At 32.9% G+C, this 22,563-nt stretch carries 27 protein-coding genes; 25 read left to right on the top strand and 2 right to left on the bottom strand.

Annotated elements, in window-relative coordinates; genetic code table 11:
- Window positions 1-388 precede the first annotated feature (388 nt).
- The 11 genes from BS101_RS14160 to BS101_RS23390 all read left to right on the top strand — a co-directional run bounded on the left by BS101_RS14160 (window position 389) and on the right by BS101_RS23390 (window position 11,256).
- Window positions 389-1,861: a nitrogenase component 1 gene (locus tag BS101_RS14160; protein ID WP_073539409.1), complete on the top strand. Its 1,473-nt coding sequence runs from the start codon at window positions 389-391 to the stop codon at window positions 1,859-1,861.
- Window position 1,862: 1 nt separating this feature from the next.
- Window positions 1,863-3,041 carry a nitrogenase component 1 gene (locus BS101_RS14155; RefSeq protein ID WP_073539408.1) on the top strand — a complete coding sequence of 393 codons (1,179 nt, stop codon included), beginning with the start codon at window positions 1,863-1,865 and terminating at the stop codon, window positions 3,039-3,041.
- A gap of 30 nt (window positions 3,042-3,071) precedes the next feature.
- On the top strand, window positions 3,072-4,127 hold the full coding sequence (locus tag BS101_RS14150; RefSeq protein WP_073539407.1) for a FecCD family ABC transporter permease: 1,056 nt from the start codon (window positions 3,072-3,074) through the stop codon (window positions 4,125-4,127).
- An 82-nt stretch (window positions 4,128-4,209) separates the two neighbouring features.
- Complete coding sequence (locus BS101_RS14145) at window positions 4,210-5,385, top strand: ABC transporter substrate-binding protein (RefSeq protein WP_073539406.1); 1,176 nt, start codon at window positions 4,210-4,212, stop codon at window positions 5,383-5,385.
- Window positions 5,386-5,448: 63 nt separating this feature from the next.
- Window positions 5,449-6,249 carry an ABC transporter ATP-binding protein gene (locus BS101_RS14140; RefSeq protein WP_073539405.1) on the top strand — a complete coding sequence of 267 codons (801 nt, stop codon included), beginning with the start codon at window positions 5,449-5,451 and terminating at the stop codon, window positions 6,247-6,249.
- A gap of 27 nt (window positions 6,250-6,276) precedes the next feature.
- Entirely contained in the window at window positions 6,277-7,440 is a 1,164-nt protein-coding gene (locus tag BS101_RS14135) for an ABC transporter substrate-binding protein (protein ID WP_073539404.1), read from the top strand.
- A gap of 28 nt (window positions 7,441-7,468) precedes the next feature.
- Complete coding sequence (locus tag BS101_RS14130; protein ID WP_073539403.1) at window positions 7,469-8,617, top strand: ABC transporter substrate-binding protein; 1,149 nt, start codon at window positions 7,469-7,471, stop codon at window positions 8,615-8,617.
- A 5-nt stretch (window positions 8,618-8,622) separates the two neighbouring features.
- Window positions 8,623-8,856: a hypothetical protein gene (locus BS101_RS14125; protein WP_073539402.1), complete on the top strand. Its 234-nt coding sequence runs from the start codon at window positions 8,623-8,625 to the stop codon at window positions 8,854-8,856.
- Window positions 8,857-8,937: 81 nt separating this feature from the next.
- Window positions 8,938-10,290, top strand: a complete 1,353-nt coding sequence (locus tag BS101_RS14120) for a glycoside hydrolase family 113 (RefSeq protein ID WP_242951276.1) — start codon at window positions 8,938-8,940, stop codon at window positions 10,288-10,290.
- A 473-nt stretch (window positions 10,291-10,763) separates the two neighbouring features.
- Complete coding sequence (locus BS101_RS14115; protein ID WP_073539401.1) at window positions 10,764-11,018, top strand: TfoX/Sxy family protein; 255 nt, start codon at window positions 10,764-10,766, stop codon at window positions 11,016-11,018.
- Between the two features lie 85 nt (window positions 11,019-11,103).
- A complete protein-coding gene (locus BS101_RS23390; protein WP_172634743.1) occupies window positions 11,104-11,256 on the top strand; it encodes a hypothetical protein in 153 nt (50 codons plus the stop codon).
- A 96-nt stretch (window positions 11,257-11,352) separates the two neighbouring features.
- On the opposite strand, the gene BS101_RS14110 is transcribed toward BS101_RS23390, so the two are convergent.
- Window positions 11,353-11,721: a carboxymuconolactone decarboxylase family protein gene (locus tag BS101_RS14110; RefSeq protein ID WP_073539400.1), complete on the bottom strand. Its 369-nt coding sequence runs from the start codon at window positions 11,719-11,721 to the stop codon at window positions 11,353-11,355.
- An 80-nt stretch (window positions 11,722-11,801) separates the two neighbouring features.
- On the opposite strand from BS101_RS14110, the gene BS101_RS14105 reads away from it, so the two are divergent.
- From BS101_RS14105 to BS101_RS14060, 11 genes are all read left to right on the top strand, one after another.
- Entirely contained in the window at window positions 11,802-12,191 is a 390-nt protein-coding gene (locus BS101_RS14105; RefSeq protein ID WP_073539399.1) for a MerR family transcriptional regulator, read from the top strand.
- Window positions 12,192-12,457: 266 nt separating this feature from the next.
- Window positions 12,458-12,592, top strand: coding sequence for a helix-turn-helix domain-containing protein (locus BS101_RS23895; protein WP_242951275.1), 135 nt, complete (start codon window positions 12,458-12,460; stop codon window positions 12,590-12,592).
- A 179-nt stretch (window positions 12,593-12,771) separates the two neighbouring features.
- Entirely contained in the window at window positions 12,772-13,356 is a 585-nt protein-coding gene (locus BS101_RS14100; RefSeq protein ID WP_242951274.1) for a LysR family transcriptional regulator substrate-binding protein, read from the top strand.
- Between the two features lie 102 nt (window positions 13,357-13,458).
- Window positions 13,459-13,668: a hypothetical protein gene (locus tag BS101_RS23385; RefSeq protein ID WP_073539398.1), complete on the top strand. Its 210-nt coding sequence runs from the start codon at window positions 13,459-13,461 to the stop codon at window positions 13,666-13,668.
- Window positions 13,669-13,688: 20 nt separating this feature from the next.
- Window positions 13,689-13,979, top strand: coding sequence for a hypothetical protein (locus BS101_RS23380; protein ID WP_073539397.1), 291 nt, complete (start codon window positions 13,689-13,691; stop codon window positions 13,977-13,979).
- Between the two features lie 81 nt (window positions 13,980-14,060).
- Window positions 14,061-14,600 (top strand): flavodoxin family protein, encoded by a 540-nt coding sequence (locus tag BS101_RS14085; protein WP_073539396.1) that lies wholly within the window; start codon window positions 14,061-14,063, stop codon window positions 14,598-14,600.
- Window positions 14,601-14,638: 38 nt separating this feature from the next.
- Window positions 14,639-15,403: a carboxymuconolactone decarboxylase family protein gene (locus BS101_RS14080; RefSeq protein ID WP_073539395.1), complete on the top strand. Its 765-nt coding sequence runs from the start codon at window positions 14,639-14,641 to the stop codon at window positions 15,401-15,403.
- A 38-nt stretch (window positions 15,404-15,441) separates the two neighbouring features.
- Entirely contained in the window at window positions 15,442-15,858 is a 417-nt protein-coding gene (locus BS101_RS14075; protein ID WP_073539394.1) for a cupin domain-containing protein, read from the top strand.
- Window positions 15,859-15,946: 88 nt separating this feature from the next.
- Window positions 15,947-17,101, top strand: a complete 1,155-nt coding sequence (locus BS101_RS14070; RefSeq protein WP_073539393.1) for an aldo/keto reductase — start codon at window positions 15,947-15,949, stop codon at window positions 17,099-17,101.
- Window positions 17,102-17,248: 147 nt separating this feature from the next.
- A complete protein-coding gene (larE, locus tag BS101_RS14065) occupies window positions 17,249-18,073 on the top strand; it encodes an ATP-dependent sacrificial sulfur transferase LarE (protein ID WP_073539392.1) in 825 nt (274 codons plus the stop codon).
- Window positions 18,074-18,109: 36 nt separating this feature from the next.
- Complete coding sequence (locus tag BS101_RS14060) at window positions 18,110-18,742, top strand: flavodoxin family protein (RefSeq protein WP_073539391.1); 633 nt, start codon at window positions 18,110-18,112, stop codon at window positions 18,740-18,742.
- Between the two features lie 107 nt (window positions 18,743-18,849).
- Here the strand turns inward: BS101_RS14060 and BS101_RS14055 are convergent, their stop codons facing one another.
- Window positions 18,850-19,233, bottom strand: a complete 384-nt coding sequence (locus BS101_RS14055; protein WP_073539390.1) for a MerR family transcriptional regulator — start codon at window positions 19,231-19,233, stop codon at window positions 18,850-18,852.
- A gap of 168 nt (window positions 19,234-19,401) precedes the next feature.
- On the opposite strand from BS101_RS14055, the gene BS101_RS14050 reads away from it, so the two are divergent.
- The 3 genes from BS101_RS14050 (at window position 19,402) to BS101_RS14040 (ending at window position 22,450) form a co-directional block, all read left to right on the top strand.
- Window positions 19,402-19,599 (top strand): hypothetical protein, encoded by a 198-nt coding sequence (locus tag BS101_RS14050; protein WP_073539389.1) that lies wholly within the window; start codon window positions 19,402-19,404, stop codon window positions 19,597-19,599.
- Window positions 19,600-19,884: 285 nt separating this feature from the next.
- Window positions 19,885-20,538 carry an HAD family hydrolase gene (locus tag BS101_RS14045; protein ID WP_073539388.1) on the top strand — a complete coding sequence of 218 codons (654 nt, stop codon included), beginning with the start codon at window positions 19,885-19,887 and terminating at the stop codon, window positions 20,536-20,538.
- A 268-nt stretch (window positions 20,539-20,806) separates the two neighbouring features.
- Window positions 20,807-22,450, top strand: a complete 1,644-nt coding sequence (locus tag BS101_RS14040; protein ID WP_073539387.1) for a spermidine synthase — start codon at window positions 20,807-20,809, stop codon at window positions 22,448-22,450.
- Window positions 22,451-22,563 lie beyond the last annotated feature (113 nt).

Raw genomic sequence — 22,563 nt, 5'->3', positions numbered from 1 at the left:
ATATTGATATTAGGCTGGTTTTTTATGTTCGAAATATCAATAATGTAATCTACATTTTGCATGTAGAATCTACCATCATACTTTCTGATTAAAAACAATGAAATTCAACATAATTTTACAAAATATAGTAAATTATTAATGATTTCACTATTGATAAATAGATAATAATTTCCTGAAAAATAATTAATTTTTTAAAAAATATATATAATTTATGATAAAATATTAAAAAAGTATTGTGATAAATATAAAATTAAATTATAATGAATCAAATACGAAAATAATATGTTTCATACAATTTAGCATGATTTTGTACCGATTTGTCATAAATGGATTAATGCCTCCAAAATTTTGGGAGTGCCCACATTTAGTTATAGAAAGGAGGGGGAAGATGGAGACAAGTTTGAGAGAGTTTTATAAAAATAGTTATCTATATGATAGAGTTCCATATATTCATAAGTTTACACCAAGTGGAAAGGTTGCCGGAGCAATATTTGCAATTTCAACAATTGAAAATGCCATTCCTATTTTACATGGTTCTAGCGGATGTGGATTTCATTACAGATATGTTTGCAGAAGGAGCTGGAAGCCAGCATATAACCTGAAATGTACGGGCTTAAAGGAAACAGATATTATAATGGGGGGAAGTGAAAAATTAAAGGAAGCAATTATTGAAACGGCGAAAAAATATAGTCCATCATTAATTGGCATTATTCCAGCATCCTCTGTTGATATGACCGGAGATGATATAGAAGGAGTTATTAGAGAGTTACAGCCTCAAATTACTTGTAAGCTATTATTTGTTAAATCAAAAAAGATTTCACATGCTGATAAGAGAGGTAATGCAAGAAAAAGTTTTTGTAAAAATAACACTGATAACAAAAAAATTCATGATGGTAATTTAAAAAGTTGTGGGTTTTCAGAAGCTATGGAGGTAATCGTTGAAAATGTAATGAAACCTCAAGAAGTAGACAATACTCTTATAAACATATGTGGTTTTTACTGGGGAATTCATGAAGATGCCATGGTAAATGGTATAAAAAAAGAATTGGAGAAGATGGGAATAAAAATAAATGCGTTTATACCAAATTGTTCTGTTGAAGAACTAGAAACAGCACCTAGAGCAGCACTTAATATAATAACAAGCCGTGTTAAATGGGTAATAAAAATGAAAGAATTATATGGAACGGAATTTATGATAGTCAAAAACGAAGATTATGGCTATGGAGGTCTAAATGGAATTGAAGAATTTTATATAGATATAGCTAAGAAAATTGGAGCTTATGAGAGATTAGGCAGGTACTTAAATGAGCGAAAAGTTCATATTCAGGAGAGGGTAGAAAAAAAATTGCTTAAGATGAGTAAATACACTTGTGCTATATATTGTGAAGATTTTAGAGATATATATAAATTAATTTATTTTTATGGCTGCGTGTTAAAACTAAAAATAAAATATGTAGTTGTTACAGTTAAACAAAATGGGTATATGAGTTTATTTTCTAAAGATACATTGTTTGAGATGGCAAAAGAAAATATACTAGAAGGTTTAAATGAATTAGATTATGAGGTTAATTGGAAAATTAATTTTGATATAGAAAAAATCATTACATTTGAAGAAAGTGCAGATTTATGCATAGGGGATACACATATTCAAAATCCTAAACATATTAATCCACCATCATTTATACCATTAGATTTTAATAATTATGAAAAATTCATACTTCATTATATAGATATGATCAATAGAACTGTATTTCGTGAGGATAAGAGCTTACTTTTAGATAATTATAATGGTGTGAATGTCAATGAGGAGGTAAGCAAAAAAATGTGGGATATTCTCTGGCTGCAGAGAGGAGGAAAATGAGATGAATTGTGATAGTGAGTGTAGATTATTTGGAGCATACAGAGTAGTTATAAGCATTAAAGATTCCGTAATTTTAATTCATTCAACAGTTGGCTGTAACTGGGGAACATTAGCATTTCATATTTCATCAAAAATAAGCGATATAAGACAGACATCTACAGTTATTTATGAAGAAGAGATAGTAAATGGAGGAGAAAAAATTTTAGAAGAAGCTTTAGAAAATATAGTTAAACTCTATGAGGCTCAGGTTATATATGTGATAACGGGATGCATACCTGAAATACTAAATGATGATGCCCTAAATGTCATTAATAGGTTTAAACAGAAGAACAATTTAGAAAATATTTTTTTATTAAATGAACCAGGTTTCAATGATGCAGGTATAAGAGGCATGAAAAGTGCATTTAAACTATTAATAGATGAAATGATGCCAAGAGAAATAATTAAAAATTCAATTAATTTAATAGGCTTTTTCTCTGATGATTACAAAGTTGATTCGGATTTAATTAATATAGAGAATATGCTGGAAGATTTCATATATATAAATTCCGTTTTTCCCTATGATAGCTATGAGAATATTATGAAAGTACCATCAGCTGTGGTAAATGTTGTATTAGATGGGTTCCAGTTTGTTGGAGAAATGTTAAAGGAAAAATTTGGAACATCGTATATAACCGTCAGTTATCCATATGGAATAACGGGTAGTAGAATTTTTGTAAATAAAATACTGGCAGCATTGTCAATTAAAGTCCATGAAAATTTTGATGAAAAGGAAAATTTATCATTAGAATTATTAAATGAACTTCACTCATTTATAGATACTTTTATGGGTATGCCAGTAGCTGTTTTAGGAGATAAGGCAAGAATATATGGTCTAAAAAAATTTTTAGAAGCTGAACTTGAAATGGTTGTAGATGTGTTAATTGATACTGAACAAAAAAAAGACAGGGAAGAGATAAGAGATGAAGTTTTTAAATCCAATTCAGTAATGATTTTTGGATCGTCTTTTGAGAGAGGATTGGCTAATGAACTGGATATTCCTTTTCTGCAGTATACATATCCAGTGTTTGACAAGATTAGTATTAGCAAAAGTGGTTATGCTGGGGTTGAAGGAATGTCATTTTTGGTTGAGGACATATTGAATTTGGCTTATTTTTATAAACTTATTGCAAAATATTGATAAAAATTAGTTTAGAAGGAGGGAGAAATTGTGGATATAAGCTCTAAAAAAATTGCTATTGGAAAGTCTCAAAATTACAAGTTAGTTATTATGAGAAAAGTAATAGCGTTGATGATTTTAATACTACTTGTATTAATAAGCTTTGTAATTGATCTCTCAACTGGACCGGCAATGTTGAATATTTTTGATGTGATAACTTCATTAACGAACCCTGAGTCACTGGGCAGAAAAGTGAATATAATTGTCAGGGTAATCAGATTACCAATAGCAACTATGGCACTATTAGCTGGTGCAGGATTAGCAATTGCAGGTATGGAAATGCAGACTATACTTAATAATAATCTTGCTAGTCCGTATACACTGGGAATATCTTCGGCAGCATCTTTTGGAGCCTCAATATCTTTGATTTTCGGGTATGCATTTTTACCCCAATATATGAATAATTATGCCACACCTATATTTGCTTTTGCTTTTTCATTAATATCATCCTTCTTTATTTATACTATTGGAAAGATAAAAAAGGATAGAGGAACAATAATTTTAGCTGGGATTGCAATAAGTTTTATGTTTACAGCCTTAAATTCTATTCTTACATACTTTGTACCAGATGAAATTTTAAGAGGTATAACTAACTGGTCACAAGGGTGTATCTTAGGAGCTACATGGCAGCAGGATACAATAGTGTTTGTAGTACTTGTAATAGTGACACCAATTCTCTTTAGAGAATCCTGGAAGCTGACATCATTATGTATGGGGGAAAGTACTGCAGCAGCTTTAGGGATTAATGTAGAAAAGTTAAGAACAAAGGTTTTAATATTGTCTTCATTAATAACATCCATCGCAGTTTGCTTTGTTGGAACCATAGGCTTTGTTGGATTGGTCGCACCCTATGTGGCTAAATCTTTAGTAGGAGAAGAACAAAGGTTTTTTATTCCAGCATCTATGTTAACTGGAGCATTTATGTTATCAGTTTCATCTGTGTTAAGCAAGGTTGCTATATCAGGAGTACAGATTCCTTTAGGAATAGTTACTTCAATTATAGGTATTCCGTTTTTATTGGTACTTATTTTAAAACAAGGAAGGTGAGAAGAGTATGAGTCTTAAAATACAGAATATTAATTAGTATCTCATATTTAAATTAATTATATACAAACTGGAGGGAATTGAAATGAAAAAGATTCATATGAAGAGAAAACTGCTGAGTATGTTATTCATTGCAGTCATGTTGATATCTTTGGTTGGATGCGGCACTACAGCAAAAAAAGAAGAAACAGCAAAGAATACACCTGCAACGAAAACATACACTGACATGGCAGGCAGAAAAGTAAAATTATCAACTAACATAAATAAAATTGTCACACTGAGATATATGGAAACAAATATTTTAGGGGCCATATTGGGTAAGGATTTTGACAAAAAAGTAATATCTCTAGGGCAGGATTTAAAAACCAATGACATAGATTTGTATCAAAAGTTTTCACAAACTTTTGACATGGACAAAATTGTACAATGTGGAAGCATATATGATGATTCGGTAAGCAGTGAGAAACTGCTGGAGCTCGATCCGGACATTATTATTGTTGATTATTATTTTATGCAGAAGAGCAGCGTTAAAAAATTGATTGAGGTTGGATTACCTGTAGTTTTTATTGATTCGGATGGCTCTAATCCTAAAAAGGATCCATTATATAGTATGCTGGACAGTATGTCTATGTTAGGTGATATGTTAGGGTACAAAGAAAAGACAGATGAAATGGTGAAATATGCTAGAGACAGAATTGACAATGCACTAGAAATTGCCAATAAAGCTGTAAAAGAAAGTTCGAAAAAGCCGTCTGTTTATTTTGAATTGGGGAATGTAACACCTGAGGAAATTGGAACCACAAGAGGAGAGACATCTATTGGATTTGGAGCGTTGCTTAAAAGATTAGGTGCTGAAAATATAGGAGAAGGGCATGGGTCAGAATCACTGAATCCTGAAATAGTTTTAAGTTCAAATCCTGATATGATTATGATAGGTGGAGCAAATTGGAATCCAACGTCAAATATTATGAGATTTGGTTATTTTGTCACTGAAGAACAAGCTAAAAAACATTTAGGAGAATATACGAAACGATCTGGCTGGAGTGAGCTTTCAGCTATTAAAAATGGTAGATTATATGGATTTCATTTTAATTATGCCAAATATCCTTTTGATTTTGCAGTTGTTGAATATATTGGGAAGAAATTGTGGCCGGAACAATTTAAAAATGTTGATCCAGAAGCAGATTTAAAAGAATTCTTTTCTAAATATATGCCTATTAGCTACTCTGGAGTATTTTTTGAAGACTGGAAAGATGAATAATAGTATATGTATATAGCTAAATAAATTGTGTACTTATCTTAAAACAAGGAAGGTGAGAGGCGTATGAGTCTTAAAATACAGAATATTAATTATAAACATTCTTCTGAATTTTCTCTAAATAATATTAGTTTGACTTTTCATAATAATGTAACTGCAATCATTGGGCCAAATGGTTCAGGAAAGTCTACACTAGTTAAGTGTATTTTAAATATATATAAGTGTGATGGTGAAATGTATTACCAAGGTGAAAGCATTAAGAAACAGAAAAAAGAATTTATTAAGCAAAAGGTGGGTTACTTGCCCCAAACAACACAAAATGATGCTTCAATTACTGTTTTTGAAGCTGTACTTTTAGGACTAATAAATACACTAAATCTTAAAGTTAGTAAAAAACAGGAACAAAAGGTAAATGATATTTTAGATGCTTTTGAATTGCAGCACTTAGCAAAAAATAAAATTAATGAATTAAGTGGCGGTCAGCTTCAAATGGTGTCATTAGCTCAATCAATAATTAAAGAACCAGAAATTCTCATATTAGATGAGCCATTAAATAATCTAGATATACATCGTCAATTTTCATTGATGAATACAGTATCAAGTCTGGCATATGAGAAAAAAATGATTGTAATAATTGTAATGCACGATATAAATCTCACATCAAGATATGCTGATAATATTGTTGTCATGAGAGATGGTAATATTTATTCTTACGGAACACCTAAGGAAGTCTTAACAAAAAAAATGATAAGGGAAATATATAAAATTGATAGTGAAATATATGTAAATAAACAAGGTAAACAAGTTATTGAATTTGTTGACATTGCTGCCGAAGCCCCAAAATATGAAATAGTATCTCAAATTTAATTAATTATGTGCCTAGGAGGAATCAAAATGAAAAACAAAAAATTAGGAATTAGAATTATTGGGCTACTATTGACAACTGCACTTATCTTTGTATTTTCTGGATGTAGTTCTAATAATTCAACATCATCAAATTCATCTTCAACTGCTTCAAAAACGAAGGTTTTTACAGATATGGTTGGTAGGAAAGTGACACTTTCTACTAATATTAAACGTATTGTACTTGTGAGAACAATGGATATATATATGCTCTCTTCAATTTTAGGTAAAGAACTAGATACAAAATTGGTGGCTGTAGGCCAAAGCTTCAAGAGTAACGATATTGATGGATACAATATGTTTTCAAAAGTATACAAGAATCTTGATAAAATGACTGTGCTTGGCAGCGTGTATGATGATGCAATAAATGTTGAATCTGTTGTGAATTTAAATCCAGATATAATCATCGTTGATAAACAATTCTACAATAAAAATTGCATACAGAAAATGATTTCTACAGGATTGCCTGTTGTTATTATGGATAATAATTCCGATCCTTTTTATGGACCTGGAAAGAGTATAAAAATGGTAGGAAAAATGCTAGGCAAAGAATCAAAAGTTGATGAAATGGTGGATTATGCTAACCAAAAAACTGATGCTGTGCTGCAAAGAGTTCAAAAAGTTATTTCAAGTGGAATAAAAAAGCCCGTATTATATTGGGAGTGCGGCAATGTAGCTCCAGATAAGATTGGTCAGACAGATGGTGATGTGAAAACTAGTTGGGGTTATGTTTGGTACAAACTCGGCGCAGATAATATTAGTATTGGTGTCACAGGCCAGCCATTAAATGCTGAAAAGGTACTTGCCTCAAATCCTGATATTATTATCATAGGTGGAGCTAACTGGAGTCCAACTGATAATATTATGCGTCTTGGATTTTTTGCAACGGAGCAAAGTGCTAGTGAGCATTTAAGCCTTTACACCAAAAGAGAAGGATGGTCTGATTTAAATGCAATTAAAAATGGAAGGCTTTACGCACTCCATTACAACCTTTATGGTCGTCCTTATGGTTTTGCTGGTGTTGAGGAAATGGCAAAGATGTTATATCCTACGCAATTTAGCGATTTAGATCCTGATAAAGATATTCAAGAATTTTTCGGGAAATATATGGAAATGCCATATTCAGGTATACAGTGGGCTCAATGGAATAAATAATAAGTTAATGTGAATGGGAGGAATCAAAGTGAAAATAAAAAAGGGGATGCTAGGTCTATTACTTATTGTAACAATTATAGTATCATTAGCAGGATGTGGTACAACGGCAGTAAAAAATGAAACATCAAAGGATACAGCTAAAACAAAAACATATACTGATATGGCAGGCAGAAAAGTTACTTTGTCAACTGATATCAATAAAATTGTATTAGTAAGATCTATGGACGTATATTATATGTCTGCAATTTTAGGAAAAGAGTTTGATAAAAAAGTAGTTGCTCTGGGACTGAATTTTAAAGATAGCGATATAGACGGATATAAAAAATATTCAGAAGTATTTAATATGGATAAGATTAAAAGTTTAGGAAGTATATATGATGATGCTATTAGTTTAGAATCCGTTGTAAATTTAGAGCCTGATCTTATTATTGTTGACACACAATTTAAATCTAAGTCATGTGTCAATAAAATGATAGAAGCTGGACTTCCAGTTGTATTTACAGATATGAATTCAGATCCATTCCATGGTGTTCAAAAGAGTATGTTAATGCTTGGAGAAATGCTTGGAAAAGAAGACAAGGTTGAGAAGATGGTTGAAGATGCAAATAAAAAGACTGATTCTGTATTGGCTAGGGTTGATAAACTACTTAAAGCAGGTACTAAAAGACCAACATTATATTTTGAATGTGGTAATGTAACACCAACGGAAATTGGAGGAACTAGAGGAGACACATCAGATGGCTGGGGATATTTATGGAATAGGTTAGGTGCTGATAATATAAGTGTTGGACAAGGATCAAATCCAGTGAACCCTGAAAAAGTATTGACTGATAATCCAGATATAATAGTGATAGGTGGGGCTAATTGGGATCAAACTGCTAATATTATGCGTATGGGATATTATGTAACTAAAGAGGAGGCAAGTGCACATCTAGATGAATATGTTCAAAAGAGAGCAGGATGGTCAGATTTATCAGCAGTAAAAAATGGAAGATTATATGCAGTACATTTTAACTATACTGTTTATCCATATAATTTTTGTGGAATTGAGGCGATGGCAAAATTCTTATTTCCAAGTGAATTTGAGGACTTAAATCCTGAAAAAGATAGAAAAGAATTTTTTGATAAATATATGCCGGTTAAGTATTCGGGTTTATTTTCAGCAGATTGGAAATAACGTTTATGGTAAGAATTCAAAAAGGAGGAACTTCAGTAGTTACAGGTATGAATACAATCAATCCAGAACAAGTAATTTCCAAAAATCCTGATATCATTGTAATAACAGGTCAGAACTGGACGTCCACTCCAGATTCAATGCACTTGGGGTTTTATGCTAGTAAGTCAGATTCAATAAAACTATTGCAAGCATATACAACCCGCTCAGGATGGAGGGATTCTTTGTGCAAAACCTATTAGGTATATAAGAGTACTATGTAGATTATTGTTGCCAGAAAATATATAATTAAGCATATAAGTAATAATAAGGGGATGGATAAATTGAAAAACAAAATTTTAATGGCAACTTTTTTTGGTATTTTTTTATTAATTACACCTAATGTAAAAGCAGTAAACTTTACTGATAATCAAACAGTAAATGCTAATAAAACATGGACAATCAAATTTACAAATGATGTTGCATTTGATGAGGCAACCAAACAAGGGATAACTGTAATAGATAGCAAAGGTAACAAAGTAAACGTAGGAATACAATTAGGTCAGGATAGTAAAACAATTACAGTAACGGCTCCTCAAGGCGGATATACAGCAGGTGAAAGTTACATATTAGATATTGGAAATCAAGTACATTCTACTAAAGGTAAGACTTTGAATAAGAAATATACATTAAACTTTAATATTAAAGATGAAATATTAAATGGAAAGAAGATTAAATCAGGCAATCTATCTACAGACTATGATATTGGACAAGCCTTAAGTGATATAGATAAGTTTCAATTGAATACTTTAAACATACCTGTAAAGATAAAAATAGATAATCTATCTTCAAGTAATATGGAAGTTGATAAAGATAGTGAGAGTACAGCAATAAGTTTGATAAAGCAATTAAAAGGTAGAGATATAAAAATAATATTAGAGCCTTACCCATGGATAGCTGAAGGAGAAATGAGTGAAACAGATTGGAATCCAGATGATATGGATACTTTCTTTTCAAATTGGAGGGCAAATGTATTAAAGATATTAATAGATGATATTGCAGTACCATACAATGTAGATGCACTAAACATAGGGAGTAATTTTGTAAATATAGAACCTGAAGAAAAAAATTGGTGTGATACCATAGATTATGTTAGAACCTATTATAAAGGATTAGTAACCTATAGAACTAATTGGTGGTATACGGCATCATGGGATACTAAAAGTATTACTGACTATGAAAACAAGCTAAATAATAAGTTGTTTTCAAAACTAGATTTTATATCTATTGCGGCTTATTTCGAACTTACAAATAATGACATAAATACTGTGGAAAATCTTGTAGGTGCAATAGAAAGTTCACAGATATCTGTAAATGGAGAAGTTAGAAACCAAAATATAAAACAAGAGGTAAAAAATTTTTATGATAAATGGAATAAACCTATCTTCTTTGGAGAGATTGGTTTTCCTAAAACTGATGAAGCATCATTTCATCCATGGGATCCAGATGAAAATAGCATTGTAAATAATGTTGAACAAGCTAATTGCTTTGAAGCTTATAGAAGAGAATTTGAGAATGAGCCATGGTTTCTGGGGTTTTCTGTATTTGCAATAGGTAAGCAAGATAAGGATAAACAGTATTACCCAAGTGAAGAAAGTACATTAGTTATCAGAAATTGGTATAGTAAGGAACAGTAAACTTGTTACAGGTAACTTAGAAATTCAAATAATCAAGTGATTCTTAGGCTCAGGTGGAGTTTGCTTGTAAGGAATACCTTTTTCCAGCTGAACCTTAGAAGAACTTATCCAGGGGTGTAGCAGTGCTTATCCCCCACTTTGAAGAAGAAGATGGGGGTAATGGTTGCCTTCGGATAAATATGAATTAAGAAGCTTTTGTAGGCAGTACTAGATATAAGAGCAGCGTATATAACGAGGTTAATAAAATGCTCACTTCTGCAGATAAATAGTATTCCTATAGGATCTTATGATAATGAATCAGAATATATGGAATTTACAGCAAATTTCATGATATACTAAGATTAGTTGCGGCAGCATTGCGGATAAGTGAGAAATGGGAATATGCTGTATCAAATAATAGGAATGAATGAAATTACTATGGGATATGTTTGAAATTTTATTAATACGTATTTGTATGGAGAGGAGGAAGGGCATTGGGTGAACTATGTAAATTGCATAATATAGGTAACAAATTAGAAGCACAGCTTAATGAAGTTGGAATAGAAACGGTTGAACAATTAAAAAGAATTGGAAGTAAACAAGCTTGGTTAGATATTAAAGCTATAGACAACTCAGCGTGTATAAATAGATTGTGTGCTATAGAAGGAGCAATACAAGGAATTAGATGGCATAGTCTTTCAGATGAAATAAAAAGTGAATTAAGAGAATTTTATAATACAGTAAAGTAACTAAAAAATTGTAAGATGTTATGATTTAATGTTATTTGTAAAATTCTGTGCTAATAGCTAAATATGAGATTAGGAGAATATGAGTATGGCAATGGCTGGTTTTACGCTAATTAATTTATTTATTATAGTGGTATTAATTAGTATAGGTATTTATAGTTTTATACTATTTGTTAAACTTGCTCACAGAGGAATCAAAGCACTTGATATTTACATAAATGAAAAAAACAATAAATTATAAAGAAAAGCAGTTATATCTAAGCAGATAGAAAATCTTAAAAATCTATAAAAATAAGAACCTAGATTCTTATAGAGAATTTAGGTTCTTATTTCTTGATTAGCTATTTAGAAAAATATCCTTTGTAACTGAAACAGCATTTAATACTTTTGGAAAACCAATATAAGGGATACACTGCAAAAAAACCTCTATAACTTCTTCCTTTGATATTCCAACATTTAATGCTCCATTAATATGGACTTCTAATTGTGCCTCACATCCGCCTAATGTTGCTAGTGCAGATAACGTAATAAGTTCTCTTTGTTTTAAATCAAGTACTGGTCTGGTATAAATATCTCCAAAAGCAAATTCAATAATATATTTTCCTAAATCAGGAGCAATATTTTTCAGTGAATCTACTACGGCTGTTCCACCTGTTCCGTCAACCTCTTTTAGTTTACGTACTCCTAGTTCATAACGACTTTCCATAATTGAATTACCTCCTCATATTTGATAACATTATCTTATATGCTGGAGTTAAGTCCATGTCAATAGGAAGGTGAGTATGTTTGAATTATTATATTGGGGAATTTTCCAAAAAAATTGGATTAAGTATTGATACATTACGATATTATGAGAAAATTGGCCTGATTTATCCTAATAGAGATAAAATAAATAGACGAGTGTATTGTGAAAAAGATATAGAATGGCTAAATTTTATATTTAGGTTAAAAGAAACAAATATGCCAATTAAAGAAATTCAATATTATTCTAAGCTGAGATATGAGGGAGACAGTACGCTGAGGGAACGTCTGAAATTGTTAGAAAAGCAAATGGACAGATTGTATACTCAAAAAAGCAATATAGAGAATAATATAGTACATTTAGAGAAAAAAATTAATACTTATAAGAAAATGATTAATAAAACTGTATTAGATGACTACGAGCCCTTATCTTAAAGGTATAGGCTTTTTTTATATCCAAAATTTAAGAAGGGAAGAAACCTATGCTCCATAAACAAAGTTTATCCTACAGTAAAGACTTAATAAAATGAACAAAAATAGAAATTACCTTTTCATTTTACAAAAAATTTTACTAATTTCTATTGACATGGAGTTAACTCAAAGTTGTAACATTATTTTAATTAGGTATAGGAACAATAACTGGATGGAAGCGGATATGATTATTTTTATCTATGTTGTCATCGAAATGGAGGTGCACTCAAGTGTTATTCAAGCAGATATATTATTTTGTTAAAGTAGTGGATTGTAATAGCTTTACAGAAGCAGCAGAAGAATGTTTTATATCGCAATCTGCCATGTCTCAACAGATCCAGGCATTGGAATCTGATTTAGAGTAGAACTGATTGTTAGGGAAAACAGAAAATTCTCATTAACACCCGCGGGGGAGTATTTTTATAGACATAGTCTGCTTTTACTTGATGAAGTTGATAGATTAAAGCGAGAAACGCATCATATTGCAAGAAACAGGAATAATAGAATCAGCATAGGCTATTGCAAGTCATATGGTTTACAAGAATTGCAGCAGGCAATAGCAGTATTTTCTGAAAAATATCCCAACATAGATATTCGGACAATAAATGGAAATCATGAAGAACTGTATCAGTATTTAAAAAATGGAGATGTGAGTCTTGTAATAAATGACCAGAGGCGTGCCCTATCGGATGAATATGTCAATTATCATTTATGCACTGCTTATAGCTATGTAGAAGTTGCTGGCAGAAGTACTCTAAGTAATTTTGAAGCAATAGCGATAGAAGAATTAAAGCGAGTTCCCTGCATCCTTGTTGCGTCTAAAGAGCAGCAGGAAAATGAGCGGGAATATTATCAAAATACTCTCGGATTTGCTGGTAATTTCCTATTTGCAGAAAACTTGGAAGAGGGAAGGCTTTTGGTAGCTGGGAATAAAGGATTCTTGCCTGTTGAGGGTAGTAACAGACTTATGCAGGCAGGAATAGCAATAAAACGACTGCCGCTATTTCGAAGTGGAAATCAGATACAACGTAATTACTTTGCTTTCTGGAAAAAAGATAAAGATCTAGATTTGATTAGAGAATTTGCAGATATTCTACGCACTATTTTTCAGAGAAGTGAGATGGAATAATTTCGGATAAGTTTTACTTATGGATTCGATTAGAAAGTGAAATTGCTCTTTTAATAGCTAAAAGATATCATAAAAGTACAAAAGAAAGAGGAGCAGTTAAAAATGGAAACAACTTTAGGAAAAAAACGATTTTTTTCTAATCATGATTTATTTACGTTGTTTTTGCCGCTGGTAATAGAGCAGGGACTTGAATATACTGTTGGAATGGCAGCATCCATGATGGCAGCACAAGTTGGAGAGCCGGCTGTATCAGGGGTGTCATTGGTAGATTTTATTATGGTACTAATCATCAGTATAATCTTGGAAGGCTGATTGTATTAAGTGTTGTTTCAATGTTTGGAACGGCATCAATTGCAGCTAATTTTGTTGCAGGAGCTATTGTAATGTTTGAAGTGCTGCCGGGTATGGCAATGAACTTGGGACTTTCCGTTATTATATCCAGATGTGTTGGAGCTGGGGATGCAAAATTTCCAATGGTAGTCAGCATTTTGTCTATGATTTTTTGCAGAATTGTATTGTCTTATATATTTGCAATAGGATTTCATATGGGTATGTTGGGCACTTGGGTCGCTATGTTTGTAGACTGGGTGGTAAAATCAGTGATTTATGAATGGCAAATGTGAAAAGATATGTCCACAGCATCCGAAAATTAGAGATTATCTGGAAGATGTCAGTGCAATATTTAATAAAAGGAGTTGAAAATTATGAAAGTAATAGCGATTAGTGGAAGTCCACGAATTGGTGGCAATTCAGATGTATTATGCGATCAGTTTTTAAAAGGTGCAAAAGAGGCAGGATGTGAAACAGAAAAGGTTAATCTTGCAAAAATCAAACTAAATCCTTGTTTAGCTTGCTATGCATGTGGAAAAACGGGAAAATGTATACAAAATGATGGAATGGAAGAGACTCTAGATAAGTTAATACAGTCAGATGTTATTCTCCTTGCCACTCCGGTATATTTCTATTCCATGAATGCACAGATGAAGATGTTTATTGATCGTTGTTTACCAAGATATCAGGAAATTAAAGATAAGAATTTTTATTTTGCAGTAGCCGCTGCTGATCCTGTTCATGAAGCAATGGAGCCTACGCTTTCTGGATTTAGAGGTTATACAGCGTGTCTCCCGGGAGCGAAAGAAAAAGGTGTGTTTTATGGAACGGGGGCATGGGAAAAGGGAGATATCCTAGGACTTCCAGTTATGCAGCAGGTATATGAAGCTGGCAAAAATCTAAAGAACAATTAAAGACAATATGGTTTAATATATTGGAAAGTGAGGATAATATGGCAATTACAGAATTTTCAAAACAATACCATGAGAGAATGTTTCCAGGTTGCGTATCCGGGCTTTTGGAGACGGAGCCTGAGTTCATTGAAAGATTTGATAACTTTGCATTTGATGAAGTCATCAATCAGAATAATTTAGATGATAGAATAAGAATGATGGCTATTTTAGCTACACTTCTTGGATGTCAGGGGATTGAAGAATTTAGAGCATTGCTTCCAGCGACACTTAACTTTGGAGTAACTCCAGTGGAAGCAAAAGAAATTGTATATCAGGCAGTGGCCTATTTAGAAATTGGAAGAGTATTCCCATTTTTGCATACTGTAAATGATGTGTTGACTGCAAGGGGAATTAAGCTGCCCCTGGAAGGTCAGGCTACCACTACTACTGCAAACCGTCTGGAGATGGGGATTAAAGTACAGATTGACATTTTTGGTGAAGTCATGAAAGAATTTTATAAATCCGGACCTGAAGAATCCAGACATATCAATCACTGGCTAGCTGATAACTGCTTTGGTGATTATTATACAAGAAAAGGACTTGACTATAATCAGCGTGAAATGATTACATTTTGCTTTTTGGCAGCACAGGGAGGTTGTGAGACACAGCTTATAAGCCATGCTGCTGCAAATATGAAAATAGGAAATGACAAACAATTTCTAATAAAGGTAATATCACAATGTTTGCCATATATAGGATATCCGCGTTCCTTAAATGCTCTATGTTGTGTAAATGAAGCTGTAAAACAAATTGACCAAAATTAAGAAATTTAGTTTAAGAAAATGAATGGAGGTATTTTAACATGAGTGGAACTACAGATTTAAGTAAAGGTGCGATCTTTCCAATAGGAGAACCTCTACCAGAAAAGTTCAGCAAGTTTTTTGTTGGAAAGGCATATTTAAATATGCTGACCACTACAGGTGTAGGTGTGGGAAATGTGACATTTGAACCAGGATGTCGTAATAACTGGCATATCCATCACCAGGGTGGGCAGATTCTTCTCGTGACAGGTGGTAGAGGCTACTATCAGGCATGGGGAGAAGAAGCAAAAGAATTAAAGCCAGGAGATGTAGTAAATATCCCTGCAGAGGTGAAACACTGGCATGGTGCTGCACCGGATAGTTGGTTTGCACATCTGGCTATTGAAGTGCCGGCGGAAGGCGCAAGTAATGAATGGCTAGAAGCGGTGACAGATGAAGTATACAGTAAGTTAAGATAAAATTGGGGAATTAATAAGTATTTTTATTTCAAAAATTATGGAGTAGTCAAATATTTTTCAAATAGAAATAATATGAGGAGGTTCTATTATGGATTTAATGAAGGAAAAAAAATTTGGTTATGGATGTATGCGATTGCCTTTGCTAAATAAGGAAGACCAGACTTCTTTTGACTATGACCTAATTAACAAGTTATTTGATACCTATTTAGAAAAGGGATTTACTTATTTTGATACTGCTTACACATATCATGGTTATCATGGTGAAGAAGCTGTGCGTAAGGCTTTGATAGAACGCCATCCCAGAGATTCATTTCAGTTGGCTACAAAATTACCGCTGCGTGACTTCAAAGATAATGAGGATATGAAACGCATCTTTGACGAACAGTTGACAAACTGTGGTGTTGATTTCTTTGACTATTATCTTCTGCATAACATGGGCTCTAATGTTTACCAAAAGTGCTGCAAATATGATGCTTTTGATTTTGTTGTGAAAAAGAAAACAGAGGGTAAAATTAAAGTTGTCGGTATGTCTTTCCATGACACACCAGAGCTATTAGAGGAAATTTTATCAGAGCATGGTAATGGATTGGATTTTATTCAACTACAGATTAACTATATTGACTGGGAACAGCCAAATGTTCAATCACGCCGTTGCCTGGAAATTGCCAATAAGTACAATAAACCAGTAATTGTTATGGAACCTTGCAAAGGTGGAACTCTTGTAAATATACCAAAAGAGGCTGAAAAACTGATGAAAGACTATAATCCTACTGTTTCTACTGCAAGCTGGGCACTTCGTTTTGCAGCCAGTCAAAAAGGAGTATTTCGTGTATTAAGTGGAATGAACAGTATGGAACAGGTAGAGGATAATACCTCATTTATGGCAGATTTTATACCCTTAAATGAAGAAGAAAATGCTATCATTCGAAATGTTGCCAAAATCATTAATCTAAATACAGCCGTACAGTGTACTGCTTGTGAGTATTGTACACATGAATGTCCAAAGAACATCGCTATTCCCAAATATTTTGCACTGTACAACAGCATTATGCGTACTACCGGTAGTTTCTCAAGTCAGATGGTATATTACAACAATATTGCTATTAACCATGGAAAAGCAAGTGAATGTATTGGATGTAAACAGTGTGAGCGTGCTTGTCCACAACATTTGCCAATTACTACATATTTGAAAGATGTTGTAGAAAAGTTTGAAAAGAACAGTATTATCCCTACAAGAAAATAATTATTGATGAATGAGTAAAAAGGTATTAATAATAACCAAAGTACACGAAAGAGTGGAATATCAAATTTTAGGAAAAATAGAAATTAAATTTTTAAGGTGCTTAATTAAAATAATTGGAGAAAAATTAAATTTAGGAGGCCAACAAATATGTTATTACAAGAGAAGTTTAAATTATTAAAGGGTAATATTAAAAAGCGAGGTAGTGCAGCAGTTGCTTTTTCAGGTGGAGTGGATAGTACCTTCTTAGTCAGAGTTGCACATGAGGTATTGGGTGATAAATTAATAGCAGTTACAGCTACTTCATCGACTTATCCCGAAAGAGAACTAAAAGAAGCAATTAAGTATGCTGAGGATATGAGTGTAAAACATTTAATTATATCTTCAGAAGAGTTAGATATTGAAGGGTTTGCTAGTAATCCTAAAAATAGATGTTACTATTGCAAAAAAGAACTTTTTACAAAGATAAAAGAAGTAGCTAAAGAAAATGGCGTTGAATGTGTTTTTGATGGTTCAAATTTTGATGATACTGGTGATTATAGACCGGGAATGCAAGCAGCAAAGGAATTAGAAGTAATAAGTCCACTTAAGGAAGCGAATCTTACCAAGGCAGATATAAGAGAACTTTCAAAAGAGCTGGGACTTCCAACCTGGAATAAACCTTCCTTTGCATGCTTATCTTCCAGATTTCCTTATGGAAAGAAAATTACTATTCCAAAGCTTAAGATGGTAGATGAAGCAGAACAGTTCTTACTTGATATGGGCATAAGACAAGTAAGGGTAAGACATCATGGAGAAATAGCTAGAATTGAAGTTTCTCCTGAAGAGAGAGTCAAATTTTTTGATATTGAAGTAATGGATAAGATAGGGAAAAAATTCAAAGAGATCGGGTTTACTTATGTTACTTTAGATATCCTGGGATATAGAACAGGAAGTATGAATGAAGTACTTTCAGCAGAGGAAAAGACAGTTTAAGGACATATACAAGGAAATAGATGAAAGGAGCAAGCTATGAAAGTATTATTAGTAAATGGAAGCCCACATGAAAAAGGATGTACCTATACAGCGTTAAATGAAGTGGCAGGAACTTTAAATCATGAAGGGATAGACACAGAAATATTTCAAATTGGAACAAAGCCATTGGTGGGATGTATTGCCTGCAAAGGCTGTGTCAAAATAGGTCAGTGTGTATTTGATGATAAAGTAAATGAATTTCTTGAAATAGCAGGAAATTTTCATGGATATATATTTGGTTCTCCGGTACACTATGCAGCTGCCAGCGGGGCAATTACTTCTTTTATGGATCGTGTATTTTATGCAGATTTATGTTCGGGTAAACAATCTTTTTATTTGAAACCTGCAGCGGCTGTGGTATCAGCCAGAAGAGCAGGAACTACGGCAACTTTCGATCAGTTAAATAAATACTTTACATTAATGGAGATGCCAATTATTTCTTCACAATACTGGAATATGGTACACGGTCATACTCCAGAAGATGTAGAAAAGGATTTGGAAGGGCTGCAGATCATGCGTACATTAGGTAGAAATATGGCATTCTTTTTAAAGTGCAAAGAAGCCGGAATAAAAGCAGGTATTGCTTTACCGGAAAGAGAACAAACCATATTCACAAATTTTATTCGATAAATAAGGTGCTTTTCTATAAAATGAATAGAATATAGTAAATTATTATAATATCTGTATGAATAATTATCCCCCGGCTATGTCAGGGGATAATTATTAGGAATAGAACTTTATTTATTATGGATTTCCTTTATTCCGGCCTCTACCACAGTCTCATAATATTGTATTTTGTGGTTTATTGTTTTCATGTGCATTTTCAGTTCATTCATCTGCTTCTCTACAACTAGCTTATGATTTCTAAGGAACTTCAGACGTTGTTCCAGTGTTGTATTTCCATGCATGCATAAGTCAATAAACTCTCTGATCCTCTTGATAGGCATACCGGTGTCTTTTAAGCAACTAATGGTATTTAACCACTCAAAATCGCTTTCCTTGAAGGTCCTGATGCCAGATGGAGTACGGTCCACAAAGGGTAAAAGTCCTTCCTTATCGTAAAAACGCAATGTATGGGCAGTTAATCCGCATCTTTTAGCTGCTTCTGTTATTGTATACATTTTGGTCACCTTCCGTTTTTTGTTATAGGGGTTATCATATGTATTCTATATCCTGGAGTTAACTCTAAGTCAAGTTATTTATAAAAAAATAGAATTTGGACTTGACTTCGATATTACTCTAAGGCTTAAGATGATAAGAAACAATAATATAAAGAGGAGGTCTCAGATTTGAACATCAAGGAACTTAGAAACATTGAAGAATATAAAAAACGTTTTCCCACCAGTGAATTTTTATATCGAAAGGCCCTCCAATTTTTACCTGCAGGGGTGAACAGTACAGCCCGGATGGTAAAATCAGGATGGAGACCTTATCCCTTATTTGTAAAAGAAGGAAGCGGATCTCGTCAAAGATATCAGCACGGGTAGTAGGACTTGGCCCGGTTTTCCAGGTATGGTTCTCTGAAGCAACTATATTTAATTATCGAGATGCTGAAAAGTATGCCAATAAAGATATTTTCACTTTATGGTGGGAAGAAATGCTTTTTAGAGGCGTGCTGTTCCATCCCGACAATTATGAGAATATCTTTGTTTCTACAGCACATAGTGACCAGGATATCGAGAGCACGTTGTTTAAAGCTGAGAAGGCTATATACGCTGTGGAGAGAAAGCTGGGTTATCGTTAAAATTTAAAGATAGAGGGTGGTGGCACATATGGTTAGAGGGGTCATTTTTGATGTAGATGGTGTATTATTCGATACTGAAGTGCTTGAAATGCAGTGTGCTAAAATTATTGCTGAAAAAATGGGGTTGTGTTTAAAAGATGATATTTTTATTGATTCATGCAGTGCAACAAACGAAGTCTATGAAAATAGATTAAAAAAAGAATTCGGAGAAGCTTTCGATTTTGAATATTTTAATAGGGAAGTTTATCGTTTAATGGATGAAAGTATTGGAAAATATGGTATACCTGTTAAGGAGGGGGTATATAGGTTACTCACTTTTCTTAAGGTAAATAAGATTAAAGCGGCAATTGCTTCTTCCTCATCAAAAAGCAGGGTTTTATGGTATCTCTCAAAATCGAATTTGACACAGTATTTTGATTCTATATGTTGTGGAGATATGGTTATGTGGAGCAAACCATTTCCTGATGTGTATCAAGCAGCCGCTGCAAGTCTTGGGCTGCCTGTAAATGAATGCTTAGCTATTGAGGATAGCAGAAACGGAATTATAAGTGCGGTAACTGCTGGTTGTATTACCATAATGGTACCAGATATTACTCCTGTTGACGAAACTATTTGGTCAATGTGTTTTGGGGTTCTTGATAGTCTTGATAACGTTTCGGAGGTAATTACTTATATTAATTAAGATGCAATTATGGATGAATCATCTACAACGATTATTTAGGGAATTCCGATTCATCATTTGTCAACAGAAATATAGACTCCTATAGTAATTGAGAAAAACGCATGGGTAGGTGTGGGTGCTATGGTAATGCTCGATGTTACAATTGGAGAAAAACATTATATAAAGAATGGAATTTTTATAAATTACTTCTTGACTTAGGGCTTACCTGAAATGATAAGATAACATAGAGAGAAGTTGTCATATGAATTCTTATCAGAGGAGGGCATGAATGGAAACGAGGACTATATTGAAGAATAAGTTTTATTTGTATATGACAGAATTTTTTGCAGGAATGTCAGTAATGGCAGTGGAACTTGGAGCGAGCAGACTTTTGGCACCGTATTTTAGTTCTTCACAAATTGTGTGGACAATTATTATCGGAACTATCATGATTGCAATGGCATTGGGCAATATCTGGGGGGGAAAAAGTGCAGATAAAAATCCTAATCCAGATAAGCTGTATATGCGAATGATTATAGCTGCTATATGGATTGCAGCAATACCGCTTCTGGGAAAGTATATAATTTTAGCTGTATCTGCAGCACTTGTTTTAACAATAAGTAATAACTTTTTGATTTTAGCAACCTTTTTAACATGTATGATAATTTTTGTATTTCCGCTTTTCTTGCTGGGGACAGTTACACCTTCTTTAGTAAAATATACGGTAAATAGTTTGAGTGACAATGGAAAGATAGTGGGTATGTTAGGTGCAGTTAATACAATTGGAAGCATTATTGGCACATTTTTACCTACATTTGTTACGATCCCGGCAGTTGGAACATCCGTTACATTCTTAATATTTTCGGGAATTCTTCTGGTGCTTGGCATGATTTATTTTATAAACATAAGAGCAAAGAAAGTACAATGTATTATAAGTATTATTTTGTTCATCTTTTGCAGCGTATTTGGTTCCTCGGATAGTTTTGCATTTTGGGAGAAAGATCTTTTGTATGAAGGAGAATCTATTTATAATTATCTGCAGGTGAAGGATACAAATGATAGTGTAATTCTTTCTACCAATGTACTTTTTGGAGTTCAATCCATTATGAAAAAAGATAATGGTTTCACGGGAATGTATTATGACTACGCACTTGCGGCACCCGTTATGTCCGGAATTCATAAGAAAAAAAATGCAAAGATTTTAGTGCTTGGTATGGGAACAGGCACTTATGCAAAACAGTGTCAAAAATATTTTCCTAATGCTTCCATCGAGGGTGTAGAAATAGATCAGAAAATAACCAATTTAGCCAGTAAATATTTTAAACTCCCAAACACTATAAAAGTAAATACTTATGATGGAAGAGCATACTTGAATTCTGAAAATAAAAAATATGATGTGATTATGGTAGATGCATATCAGGATATAACCATACCTTTTCAGATGTCTTCCAAAGAATTCTTTACTATTGTTAAAAATCATTTGGTAGAAGATGGTATCATGGTTGTAAATATGAATATGCATACTGAAAAAAAAGGAAATATTACACAGCATTTATCAGACACCATAGCAAATGTTTTTAATGAGGTATATACAGTGGATGTAGATGGCTCAACCAACAGAGAACTATTTGCAACGAAGAATATGGAAGCAGCTAAAACCTTTGAGCAGAATACTAGAGGGTTAAGAAACAATGAATTAAAGACATTGATGTATAACATTGCAGATAATATGGACACATATGTAAAAGGAAATTATCTTCTGACTGATGATAAGGCACCAGTGGAACTTTTAGGAATGAGGGTAATCGATGAATTAATTCAGGATGAACTAAGTTATTACAAAAAAATATTCAAAGAAAAATATAAAGATCTAATGATTCAAGGCGGTGAAATAAATAGAGCAGAAGCAGGGGGCCTTGACTTTCCCAATTAGGCATGCTTTCATAAATAATTGGAGAAAATATATTTTCGTAAAAATAAATTGATTTATGCAAAAAAATATTGACTTGGAGTTGACTCTAAGTAGTATTCTTATATTAAGAAATT

The sequence above is a fragment of the Clostridium kluyveri genome, assembly GCF_001902295.1.
GTDB lineage: Bacteria > Bacillota > Clostridia > Clostridiales > Clostridiaceae > Clostridium_B > Clostridium_B kluyveri_B.
Note: the sequence above shows the minus strand (reverse complement) of the source record. Positions and strands in the feature narration are given on the sequence as shown.

Coding starts and splice junctions, on each gene's coding strand:
- BS101_RS14160 (WP_073539409.1), top strand. CDS start 389: ATGGAGACAAGTTTGAGAGAGTTTTATAAAAATAGTTATCTATATGAT.
- BS101_RS14155 (WP_073539408.1), top strand. CDS start 1,863: ATGAATTGTGATAGTGAGTGTAGATTATTTGGAGCATACAGAGTAGTT.
- BS101_RS14145 (WP_073539406.1), top strand. CDS start 4,210: ATGAAAAAGATTCATATGAAGAGAAAACTGCTGAGTATGTTATTCATT.
- BS101_RS14140 (WP_073539405.1), top strand. CDS start 5,449: ATGAGTCTTAAAATACAGAATATTAATTATAAACATTCTTCTGAATTT.
- BS101_RS14135 (WP_073539404.1), top strand. CDS start 6,277: ATGAAAAACAAAAAATTAGGAATTAGAATTATTGGGCTACTATTGACA.
- BS101_RS14125 (WP_073539402.1), top strand. CDS start 8,623: ATGGTAAGAATTCAAAAAGGAGGAACTTCAGTAGTTACAGGTATGAAT.
- BS101_RS23390 (WP_172634743.1), top strand. CDS start 11,104: ATGGCAATGGCTGGTTTTACGCTAATTAATTTATTTATTATAGTGGTA.
- BS101_RS14110 (WP_073539400.1), bottom strand. CDS start 11,721: ATGGAAAGTCGTTATGAACTAGGAGTACGTAAACTAAAAGAGGTTGAC.
- BS101_RS23385 (WP_073539398.1), top strand. CDS start 13,459: ATGGAAACAACTTTAGGAAAAAAACGATTTTTTTCTAATCATGATTTA.
- BS101_RS23380 (WP_073539397.1), top strand. CDS start 13,689: ATGTTTGGAACGGCATCAATTGCAGCTAATTTTGTTGCAGGAGCTATT.
- BS101_RS14085 (WP_073539396.1), top strand. CDS start 14,061: ATGAAAGTAATAGCGATTAGTGGAAGTCCACGAATTGGTGGCAATTCA.
- BS101_RS14080 (WP_073539395.1), top strand. CDS start 14,639: ATGGCAATTACAGAATTTTCAAAACAATACCATGAGAGAATGTTTCCA.
- BS101_RS14075 (WP_073539394.1), top strand. CDS start 15,442: ATGAGTGGAACTACAGATTTAAGTAAAGGTGCGATCTTTCCAATAGGA.
- BS101_RS14070 (WP_073539393.1), top strand. CDS start 15,947: ATGGATTTAATGAAGGAAAAAAAATTTGGTTATGGATGTATGCGATTG.
- larE (WP_073539392.1), top strand. CDS start 17,249: ATGTTATTACAAGAGAAGTTTAAATTATTAAAGGGTAATATTAAAAAG.
- BS101_RS14060 (WP_073539391.1), top strand. CDS start 18,110: ATGAAAGTATTATTAGTAAATGGAAGCCCACATGAAAAAGGATGTACC.
- BS101_RS14055 (WP_073539390.1), bottom strand. CDS start 19,233: ATGTATACAATAACAGAAGCAGCTAAAAGATGCGGATTAACTGCCCAT.
- BS101_RS14045 (WP_073539388.1), top strand. CDS start 19,885: ATGGTTAGAGGGGTCATTTTTGATGTAGATGGTGTATTATTCGATACT.
- BS101_RS14040 (WP_073539387.1), top strand. CDS start 20,807: ATGGAAACGAGGACTATATTGAAGAATAAGTTTTATTTGTATATGACA.